Source organism: Amycolatopsis sp. NPDC051071 (assembly GCF_040682875.1).
Classification (GTDB): Bacteria; Actinomycetota; Actinomycetes; order Mycobacteriales; family Pseudonocardiaceae; genus Amycolatopsis.
The window spans coordinates 1-8,825 of sequence record NZ_JBFBBY010000248.1 but is presented as its reverse complement, the minus strand read 5'-3'; the positions used below and the strand labels follow the sequence as shown (position 1 = coordinate 8,825).

The 8,825-nt window shown below is 68.5% G+C and carries 7 protein-coding genes; 5 read left to right on the top strand and 2 right to left on the bottom strand.

Annotation, left to right across the window (positions count from 1 at the left end; translation table 11 throughout):
* Nucleotides 1-239 precede the first annotated feature (239 nt).
* Nucleotides 240-1,055 carry a DUF1206 domain-containing protein gene (locus AB0M65_RS38860; RefSeq protein WP_364039948.1) on the top strand — a complete coding sequence of 272 codons (816 nt, stop codon included), beginning with the start codon at nt 240-242 and terminating at the stop codon, nt 1,053-1,055.
* Nucleotides 1,056-1,113: 58 nt separating this feature from the next.
* On the top strand, nt 1,114-1,518 hold the full coding sequence (locus tag AB0M65_RS38855) for a hypothetical protein (protein ID WP_364039945.1): 405 nt from the start codon (nt 1,114-1,116) through the stop codon (nt 1,516-1,518).
* Between the two features lie 6 nt (nt 1,519-1,524).
* On the opposite strand, the gene AB0M65_RS38850 is transcribed toward AB0M65_RS38855, so the two are convergent.
* Nucleotides 1,525-3,093, bottom strand: a complete 1,569-nt coding sequence (locus AB0M65_RS38850; RefSeq protein ID WP_364039942.1) for an FAD-dependent oxidoreductase — start codon at nt 3,091-3,093, stop codon at nt 1,525-1,527.
* Nucleotides 3,094-3,161: 68 nt separating this feature from the next.
* On the opposite strand from AB0M65_RS38850, the gene AB0M65_RS38845 reads away from it, so the two are divergent.
* Nucleotides 3,162-3,770: a helix-turn-helix domain-containing protein gene (locus tag AB0M65_RS38845; RefSeq protein ID WP_364039939.1), complete on the top strand. Its 609-nt coding sequence runs from the start codon at nt 3,162-3,164 to the stop codon at nt 3,768-3,770.
* 96 nt (nt 3,771-3,866) lie between these two features.
* On the top strand, nt 3,867-4,337 hold the full coding sequence (locus AB0M65_RS38840) for a hypothetical protein (protein ID WP_364039936.1): 471 nt from the start codon (nt 3,867-3,869) through the stop codon (nt 4,335-4,337).
* 10 nt (nt 4,338-4,347) lie between these two features.
* On the opposite strand, the gene AB0M65_RS38835 is transcribed toward AB0M65_RS38840, so the two are convergent.
* A complete protein-coding gene (locus AB0M65_RS38835) occupies nt 4,348-7,350 on the bottom strand; it encodes a tetratricopeptide repeat protein (protein ID WP_364039933.1) in 3,003 nt (1,000 codons plus the stop codon).
* A gap of 549 nt (nt 7,351-7,899) precedes the next feature.
* On the opposite strand from AB0M65_RS38835, the gene AB0M65_RS38830 reads away from it, so the two are divergent.
* A partial coding sequence (locus AB0M65_RS38830; RefSeq protein ID WP_364039930.1) for a helix-turn-helix domain-containing protein occupies nt 7,900-8,825 on the top strand: 926 nt, incomplete at its 3' end.

Below are 8,825 nucleotides of genomic sequence, written 5' to 3'. Positions count from 1 at the left end.
GCAAGGAAGGGGGCCTTCCTGTACTTCACGCGAGCAACGCCGCAGGTGACGCGTAAGTGCTTAGGAGCGGGCGCGAAAGTGCCCTTCGCACCACCGCATCGCCACCCGCGACCTCACGTGACCCAAGGGCGTCCAGCGTCGAAATCGGCCGTCGCCGCTGGGCCAGACGGACCAGTCGCGCGGCGGGCCCGGCCGTCGGCCCCGACACTCGGGAGACACGACAGAGGAGGGTGAACCGGATGGCCGCGACCAAGGCGAGACAGGTACGCCACAACAAGACCGTCCAGGTGCTCGGGCGGATCGGGATGGGTTGCTACGGGCTGGTGTATCTGCTCATCGGGTACCTGGCGGTGCGGATCGCTTTCGGCGGCGGCGGTCAGGAGGCCGACGGGCGTGGTGCGGTCGCCGAGGTCGGTTCGACCGCGGTGGGTGGTGTGCTGTTGTGGGGGCTGGCGGCCGGGCTGGTGGCGTACGGGTTGTGGCAGGCATTGCAGGCCGCCGTCGGATACACGTGGATCGGCAAGCAGAGGCAACGCACGGTCAAAAGGGTGACGTCCGGGGTGCGTTGCCTGGTAGGGATTTCGCTGGGCGTGTACGCCGCGCAGTCGGCCGCGGGGGCGGCGGAGCAGGGCAGTGGCGACCAGCGGCAACAGGAATTCACCGCGCGTCTGCTCGGTTTGCCCGCCGGCCCGTTCCTGGTGATCGTGGCGGCCGTTGTCGTGCTGGGTGTCGCCGTGGCCTCGGTGGTGAACGGGATACGCCGGAACTTCCTTCGTGATCTCGACCTTTCGTCGTTGCCGAAGGGCACCCAGCGCTGGGTCGAGCGGCTCGGGCGGATCGGGTACGTCGCCAGGGGCGTCGTGTTCGGGGTGATCGCGGTGCTCATCGGCTTCGCGGCGCTGACGCAGGACCCGTCCCGCTCCGGCGGGCTCGACGCGGGCCTTCGCACCTTGGCGGAGCAGCCGTTCGGCACGGTGCTCCTGACAGTGGTGGCCGTCGGTGTCGCCGCGTTCGGCGCGTACTGCGTCGGCGCCGCCCGGGCGCAACGGGCCTGAGCCGTCGTCGGGGGACAAGCCTCTGCGGCGGGCCGCGTGTCGCGGCGATACTGGTCCGATGTTGATCACCGCCGACCGCCCGACGCGGGAGTGGACCGTGGAGATCCGCGAGCACGACGCGGTTTTCCGGTTCAGCCCGCTGGTCGAGGACCACACCGCGATCAGTACGAGGCCGCGGGTCTGGGCCGGGCGCGGACTCGGCGTGGCAGGCACCGCGCTGCCCGGTCTCCGTGCAGGCTTGGGTGAAGTGATGAGGACACCGGCCTACTGGCGAGCACGCGGTGATTCGGCTTCGGCCTGGCGAATCCCGCGGTGGGACGCCGAGGACGGGTTCGTCCGCATCACCGGTCCGGCCGGAGCGCCGCGAGGCGACGCGGGATACCGCGCCGTCCCGTGTTTCTCGGTCACTCACCCGGAGAGCCACGGCCTGCGGGTCCGCGTGGCCGGCTACCCGGCAGGCTGAGCGCTGTCAGGCACCGGCCCAGCGCTGGATCGCGACGTCGAGCAGCTTCCGGGACTGCTCCACGTCCTGTCCGTCGGCCCAGGCGATGATCCCGTCCGGGCGCATGAACAAGCTCGGCGACGAGGCCGGGTCCGTCAGATAGGTGACCCGGTGCTCCAGCGGACGCACCGCGTCGGCGAACCGGCCGTCGGGTGAGCGGTCGACGAGTACGAAGCGGCCATCGTGCGCGTGGTCGGCGAGCCTGCCACCGGAGGTGAGTTCGACGTCTCCGGCGATCGACCCGACCGGGGAGGCAGCGTCCTCGACTTTCTCCGCGACGTCGTAGTGCTGAAGGATCCCGGAGGAGCGGGCGACAATGTGGTTCGTCGCGCCCGGCACGGTGAACAGTTCGTCGCCGACGACCTTCCGCAGCCGCGCGGTGCGTTCGTCACCGCGCATGAGGGCGACCTGCGCCCGCGTCCAGTCCAGGACCCACGCTCCGATCGGATGACGTTCGCTCTCGTAGGTGTCGAGAAGTCCTGCCGGGGCCCAGCCCTGGACGGTGGCGGCGAGTTTCCAGCCGAGGTTCACCGCGTCACCGAGACCGAGGTTCAGGCCCTGTGCGCTGAACGGCGAATGCACGTGGGCGGCGTCGCCCGCGAGGAGTACCCGGCCATGCCGGTATGACCGTGCCTGGCGGGCGTTGTCCGACCACCGGGTCGCGCGGCCACGCAAAGCCTTGATCGTCACCGGGATCCCGGTGACGTCCCGCACGGCGTCCTGCAGTTCTTCGAGGGTGACCGGAGCGTTCCGGTCTTCGGGCTGAGGTGCGAACCGGGCGACCAGGACGCGTTCCGGAACCGGACCGTAGGTGTAGATGCCGCGGGGTGTCCAGTTCCACCCGTTACGCAGTCCGCTCGCGTCGTCGAAGTCCGCGATGGCCTGATAGCCCACCATTTCGGGGTCGGTGCCGTCGAAGCCGATCCCGAGCGTCCGCCGGATCACGCTCCGGCCGCCGTCGGCCGCGACGACCCATCCGGCGGTGAACTCGCCTTCGCTGGTTTCGACGACGACATCGGCGTCGTCGGCGCCGGTGCCCCGGACGCCCTGGACCTCGACGCCGCGGCGGATCTCGACGCCGAGCCGGGCGCAGTGCTCCCCGAGCAGCCGCTCTTGATCCTGCTGCGGCACCACGATGCCGTCGGCCACCGCCGTATGCGCGGCCAGTACGGGGTCGTCCTGGTCGACCAGATCGGCCCGGAACATGATCCCCGCGAAATGACCGATGACCGGGAACCGGCGGGACGTCCGCGTCGCCGCGTCCACCAGCCCGCGCACCGTGCTGTTCGACCGGTTGCCCGCGAACGCGCCGACGACCGGCATCAGACGGCGCTGTACCTCTTCCGCGGCGGGCAGCAGGCCTCGCCGGTCCAGGATTTCAGCGCTGGCGACGTTGATCGAGCCGGATTTGATCGTCGGATCCGGCTCCCGGAGCCGCTCCAGCACGGTCACCCGCACGCCTCGAAGTGCCAGCTCACTCGCGAGGAACAGGCCGGTGGGGCCCGCTCCGACGACGATCACATTGGTCTTCTTCATGAGACGCCTCCTGAGTTTACTCGATAAGCTTACTTGGTAAGCCTACTGAGTAAAGGTACGGTTGTCACATGCCGAAACGTGGAGACCGCGGCGGAGCGAAGACGCGAGCCCATATCGCCGACGTCGCGACGGGCCTGTTCGTGCAGCGCGGCTTCGAGGACGTCACGATCGCCGAGATCGCCGCGGCCGCCGGTGTGTCGAAGGTGACGGTGTTCTCGCACTTCGACCGCAAGGAGGATCTCGCGCTCGATCGTCTTCCGGACGCCGTCGGCATCGCACGGGCCGCGGTGCGCGAGCGGGCGGACGACGTCAGCGCCGTCGACGCGATCCGCCGGACCGCGGTCGCGCTCGCGGAACAACGGCATCCGCTGTCCGGATTGAGTGACGACGGCGATCCGCTCGCGCGCACGGTCATGGAGTCCCCGGCGCTCATCGCCAGGCTGCGTGTATTCGAGCACGAGATCGAAGCCGAGCTGGCCGACGAACTGGAGAGCGACGCCCGATTCTCGGGTGACAGCGCTCTTGTCGCCGCGTTGGTCGTCGCCGTGTATCGCACGGTCACCGCGGAGTCGGTCCGGCGACGGCTGGCCGGAGACGAGCTCGCCGACGTCGCCGCCGCGCATCTCCGTCGGCTGGACTTCGGGTTCGGCGTGCTTTCCGCCGGTCTTTCAAGCTGAGCGGTGACTTCCGCGGCCGCAACCTGCCAGCCGAGCGAAGCACGGCGACGGGAGATGAGAAGCTCGTCCCCACCCACGATCGTCAAGGAGCACCAGATGTCCGTGCCACAGGGTTTCCGTCCGCCGGCCCCGGCGCCTGCCCGGCGGAGGGCGAACCTCCCCGCCGGTGCGGTCGCGGTCGTCTTCGCGGGCTGCACGGCGATCGCGTTGCTGTGGTTCGTCTTCGCGAACGTGCTGATCGGCGGCCCGCTCGGCGAGTGGCCCGCCATGGTGTGGGTGAACGTCGTGGCGAGCCTGGTCGCCGCGTTCGCCCTGGTGGTGCCCGCCGGCTTCCTGCTCGCCCGGTACGTCTGGGCGGCGTGGACCCTGTTCGGGCTGTGCCTGCTGTACGTGGTGGTGACCATCGTCGTGCCGATGCCGCCCGGCACGAGCTTCGTCGACCACCTTCATTTCGTGCTCGGTTTCCACAAGAGCAACGGGGTGCCTGCCGGGCTGGCCGTGATCTTCGGATTCCTCGCCGCGATCGCCGCGGCCGTCTCCGCGACGGTGCGGCCATCTCGCCGCTGACAGACACGCCCTAGTCCCGGCTGTGGCGCCGCCGGAATCGGTGCCTGCCGCGACGGCGCCACAGCGTCGTGCGTTCGGCCTCGGCGGGTGCGGCGGCGATGGTGAGCCGCTGAGTGGTTTCCGCCGAGACGATCAGTTCCGTGACCTGGTCGGCCTGTGGTGCCTCGATCTGCTTGTACAGGCGAAGCGCCTCGGTCAGGGTGACGATGGCCGACTCGTTGTCGAAGGGGAGCACGGACCGGCCGATACCCTCATGGGCCCGCGCCATTTCGAGTGTTCCCCGCGTTTGTTTCGCCAGGATGAGGGCCTGGCGGTGGAAATCGAGCGGTGGACCGGCCTGGGGCCAGCTCCTGGCGAGTTCGCCGAGATTGTTGAGAGCGTCGGCTTGCCCGGTTCGTTTGTTGAGACCGTTGAAGAGGTCGTGTGCGGTACTGAGTGCCTTGAACGCTCCGGGGTAGTCGTGGGCACCGTGAAGCGCGCATCCGAGATGGTTGAGGGTGAACGCCCGGCCGAGGCTGCTGCCGATCTCGGCGTAGAGCCCGAACGCTTCCAGGTGGTTGTCGATCGCCCTGTTGTATTCACCGGTGGAGTGCCGCACCGCCCCGAGGATGTTGAGGGTGATCGCTTGCCCGCGTAGGTCGTGGAGCGCGGCATAGTGGTCGTGGGCGCGAGTCGCGGCGAGCTTGGCTTCGGTGAATCGGCCGAGCGCGTGGTGAAGGGTGGCCCTGACGTTGAGGACGTTGGCCTGACCTCGCCGATCGTTCAGCCTTGAGAAGACGGCGAAGGCCCTGTCGATGGTTTCGGTGGCCGCGTCGTAGTCGTGGTTCCGGGTCAGGGTGGCGCCGAGTTCGCTGAGGGCGATGGCTTGCCCGAGAGGCTCGTCCAGTTTGCGGTAGGCCGCATAGGCGTTCGACAGATGCTCAATGGCGGTCTCGTAGTCGTCGATCGTGCCGTGGACCGCGCCGAGATCGATGAGCGTGGCGGCGTGTCCTCGCTGGTCACGAAGACGACGATAGATGCCTTGTGCCGCTTGCAGGTTCTTGAGCGCGGAAGGGTAGAAGTCCAGGAGCCATTCGATGACACCGAGATTTCTGTGCGCCAGCGCGACCTCTCGTCGATCACCGCAGCGGCGGGCGGCGGCGAGGGCGGCCCGGTGCAGGGCATGCGCCTGATCCCACCGGCCGGTCATACGCAGGTAGGAATGCAGTGCGGCCGAGAGCTTGACGACGAACCCCGGCCGCCCGGAGACACCGGCGTACTCGGCACAGGCGAGCAGGTTGATACGTTCGGTTTCCAGCCATCGCAACGCCGTCCCCATGGCATGCGGGGATTTGATCCGGGACATCGTGGCCGGGGCGATGGCGTCACCGGGAATCTGCTCACCGGCGGCGATCGCGGCGCCCAGATAGTGGTCAAGGAGGTCGCCGGTGGCGCGGTTCTGTTCGTCCACGGGGTCGTTGTCGAGCAGGATCTGGGCGTATTCGTGGATGAGGTCGTGCAGGCGATAGCGGCCGGGCACCGGTTCGTCGATGAGGTTGTCGAGGTAGAGCTTGTACAGCCGATGGTGGGTGAGCCGGATATCGCCCTGGTCGAGCGCGGCGGCGGCGAGTACGTCGAAGTCGGGGCCGGGGTGCAGGCCGAGCCTGCGGAACAGGCGCCGCTGATCGGCGGACAGGTCACGGTAGGAGAGGCTGAACGCGGCGGCGATCGCCAGGTCGCCGTCCGTGCGCAGCTCGGCGACCCGGAGCTGGGCCTGGTCGAGCTGTTCCTCCAGATGGGTCAAGGTCCAGGTCGGATGGCTGCGGAGACGGCCTGCCAGCACCGAGATGGCCAGCGGCAGATGACCGCACAGCCGCATGAGCCTGGCGAGGGTCCGTTTCTCGCTGGTATCCGAGAGATGGGCTCGCCGAAGGAACATCTCGGCGGCCTGCGGCGGATCGAGCACGTTCAGCGAGATGGCGTGTGCTTCGTCGAGGCTGGACAGCCGTCGGCGGCTCGTGATCAGCACGAGACAGCCGAGCCCGTCCGGGATGAGATCCCGGACCTGCTCGTGGTCGCTGGCGTCGTCCAGTACGAGGATCATGCGCTTGTCCCTGGACCGTTCGCGCCAGAGCCTGATCCGATCCTGGTAGCGGCCCGGGATCTGGTCGCCGGCGACGCCGGTGTCGAGCAGCAGGGAGGCGAGCGCGTCGGCGGGGGTGATCGGATCCCGGCCGTGGGCGTGCCCGTGCAGGTCGAGATACAACTGCCCGGCGGGGAAATGTGGTGCCAGGCGATGGGCGACGTAGATCGCGAACGCGGTTTTGCCGATACCGGGCATTCCGTCGATCGTATGGATGGTGACGGCGGGGCCGCCGTCTCCGGCCACGGCGGCCAGAAGGGTCTCGAACTCGGTTTCCCGGCCGGTGAAGCCGCGGATGTCGCGCGGCAGAGTCGCCACCGCGGGAATGCGGGCGGTCTCGGCGTGCGGGGTGGGAATGTAGGGCGGAAGCGCCGGCAGCGCGCTGACCGGAGGCGGGACTTGCGCGGGCCTGCCGGTCAACGCGCGGAGAAGTTCTTCGCAACCCGCCGCAGTGAAAGCGGTGACCTGATAGCGGTCCGCGCAGAAAGGCTGCAGGAACAACGGAATGTGGTCCAGCTGCTGGCCGGGAAGGATCACCGGCAGCATTTTCGGCAGCCAGCGGTCCCGGTCGCCGTGCAGCAGGTCACGCAGCAGTGCGGCTTCGGTCTGCACACCGCGGTGATCCCCGGTTTCGGCGAATCCGTCACCTGCGCGGCGGTAGGCCTCGGAGGCGATCACGAGGATGAAGTCGCAGTTCATGACCTGTGCGGTCATCCACGCGTACCAGTCACGGCGCCGTCCGGTCGCCCATTCGTCCAGCTGGACGGCCAGTCCGCTTCGGTGCAGGAACCGGGAAAGCTCGTGAACCAGATGCTTGTGCCGGGGCGATTCGTGGGCGTAGGAGACGAAAACGCGTACCGGTCGCGGGGCGGGCAGGCGTTCGGGGACCACGGCGACGGTGCCGATGATGCTCCCCTTTCACAAGATGATTAGTGCGGGAAGGCCCCGGATGCCAGCAATGTAGCAGCGCGCGAGGCGGGTTCGGGTTCCGCGCCGGCAAGTGCACACGCTCGTGGATTTCCCGGTGGGAAAGTAGAATGCAGCTGCACATGCAAATGAGTCAGGCGTTGACAACTTGTCGACAGGTGGCGGGAGACAGCTTGCTTCGATGTGATTCGGCATAGCTCGACTGACCTGCCGGTTTCCCGTTTCCCGGCGTGGTGGTAAACCTGAAATTCTTGTTAACCGATCGGCCGATCTCATCAGTCGATCGCGTTCGGCGATCCGTTCGGCGTTGGTTTTCCGTGCTTTGTCCTGGAAATTTTGATTACGCATAGTTTCCGCGCTCGCGGCGACCTGACCCGGGTGGAGTAGCGAAGTGATTTTGGTTCACTCTAAGAGTGGGTAGTGTCGCCGCGAGGGTGGTTTACCAAGCCGGGGGATGTGCTGCCGGGTGGATTCTGGCGATACTGGGCCGGAGTCGATGCGAAGGGCGGCACGGTGGCGTTCGGACCCGAACTGCGTCGGCAGCGGCTTGCCGCCGGTTTGTCCTTGACCGAGCTCGCCGCTCGTATCCACTACAGCAGGGGTTATCTCGACAAGGTCGAGAACGGGACAGCCTCGCCGAACGCCGTGCTCGCCGAACTGTGCGACGCGGAATTTTCCGGCGACGGCTCCCTGGCCGCGATTCTGCCCTCGGACGCCGAGCGTCCACCGGTACCCGCCCCCGTGCTCCCGCGGTTGAGGATGGAGCTGCCGCCCTTGACGCCGGGGTTCCACGATCGTGCCCGTGAGGTCGAGGATGTTCGCGCCGCGCTCCTGCGTGACGACGCGGGCAGCGCGGCCGTCTGCGCGGTCAGTGGTCTGTCCGGAGTGGGCAAGACCGCGTTGGTTCTGCGTTGCGCGCACCATCTGCGGTCTCGGTTCACCGACGGATGCCTTTTCCTCGATCTGCGTAGTCACAGTCCCGGCGCGCTCGCGGTCGAGCCCGCCGCCGCCCTCGATCGGTTCCTGCGGCTCTTGGGTGTCGCGCCGGACGAGATCCCGGACGAGCTGGACGATCGCGCGGGTGCGTTCCACTACCGGCTCCGTGGGCGCAGGGTGCTCATCGTGCTCGACAACGCGGCCACCGCCGCGCAGGTCCGCCCGCTCATCCCCGCCGAGCCGAACTGCCGCGTCCTCGTGACCAGCCGGAACCTTCTCGGCGCGCTGGACGACGCACGGCACGTCCCGCTGCGGGCCTTGCCCCGGCCGGAGGCCGCCGAGCTCTTCCGCTCGCTGGTCGCACCCCGTCGTGAGCACGAAGCGGAGACCGTGGCCTATCGGATCGCCGATCATTGCGGCCGATCGCCGCTGGCGTTGGGGGGGGGGGGGGGGGGGCGCCCCCCCCCACCCCCCCCCCCGGGGGGGGGCGCGGCGGGGGCGGC

Bases quoted from the DNA above. Each gene is read 5' to 3' on its own strand.
- AB0M65_RS38860 (WP_364039948.1), top strand. From the start codon at position 240: ATGGCCGCGACCAAGGCGAGACAGGTACGCCACAACAAGACCGTCCAG.
- AB0M65_RS38855 (WP_364039945.1), top strand. From the start codon at position 1,114: ATGTTGATCACCGCCGACCGCCCGACGCGGGAGTGGACCGTGGAGATC.
- AB0M65_RS38850 (WP_364039942.1), bottom strand. From the start codon at position 3,093: ATGAAGAAGACCAATGTGATCGTCGTCGGAGCGGGCCCCACCGGCCTG.
- AB0M65_RS38845 (WP_364039939.1), top strand. From the start codon at position 3,162: ATGCCGAAACGTGGAGACCGCGGCGGAGCGAAGACGCGAGCCCATATC.
- AB0M65_RS38840 (WP_364039936.1), top strand. From the start codon at position 3,867: ATGTCCGTGCCACAGGGTTTCCGTCCGCCGGCCCCGGCGCCTGCCCGG.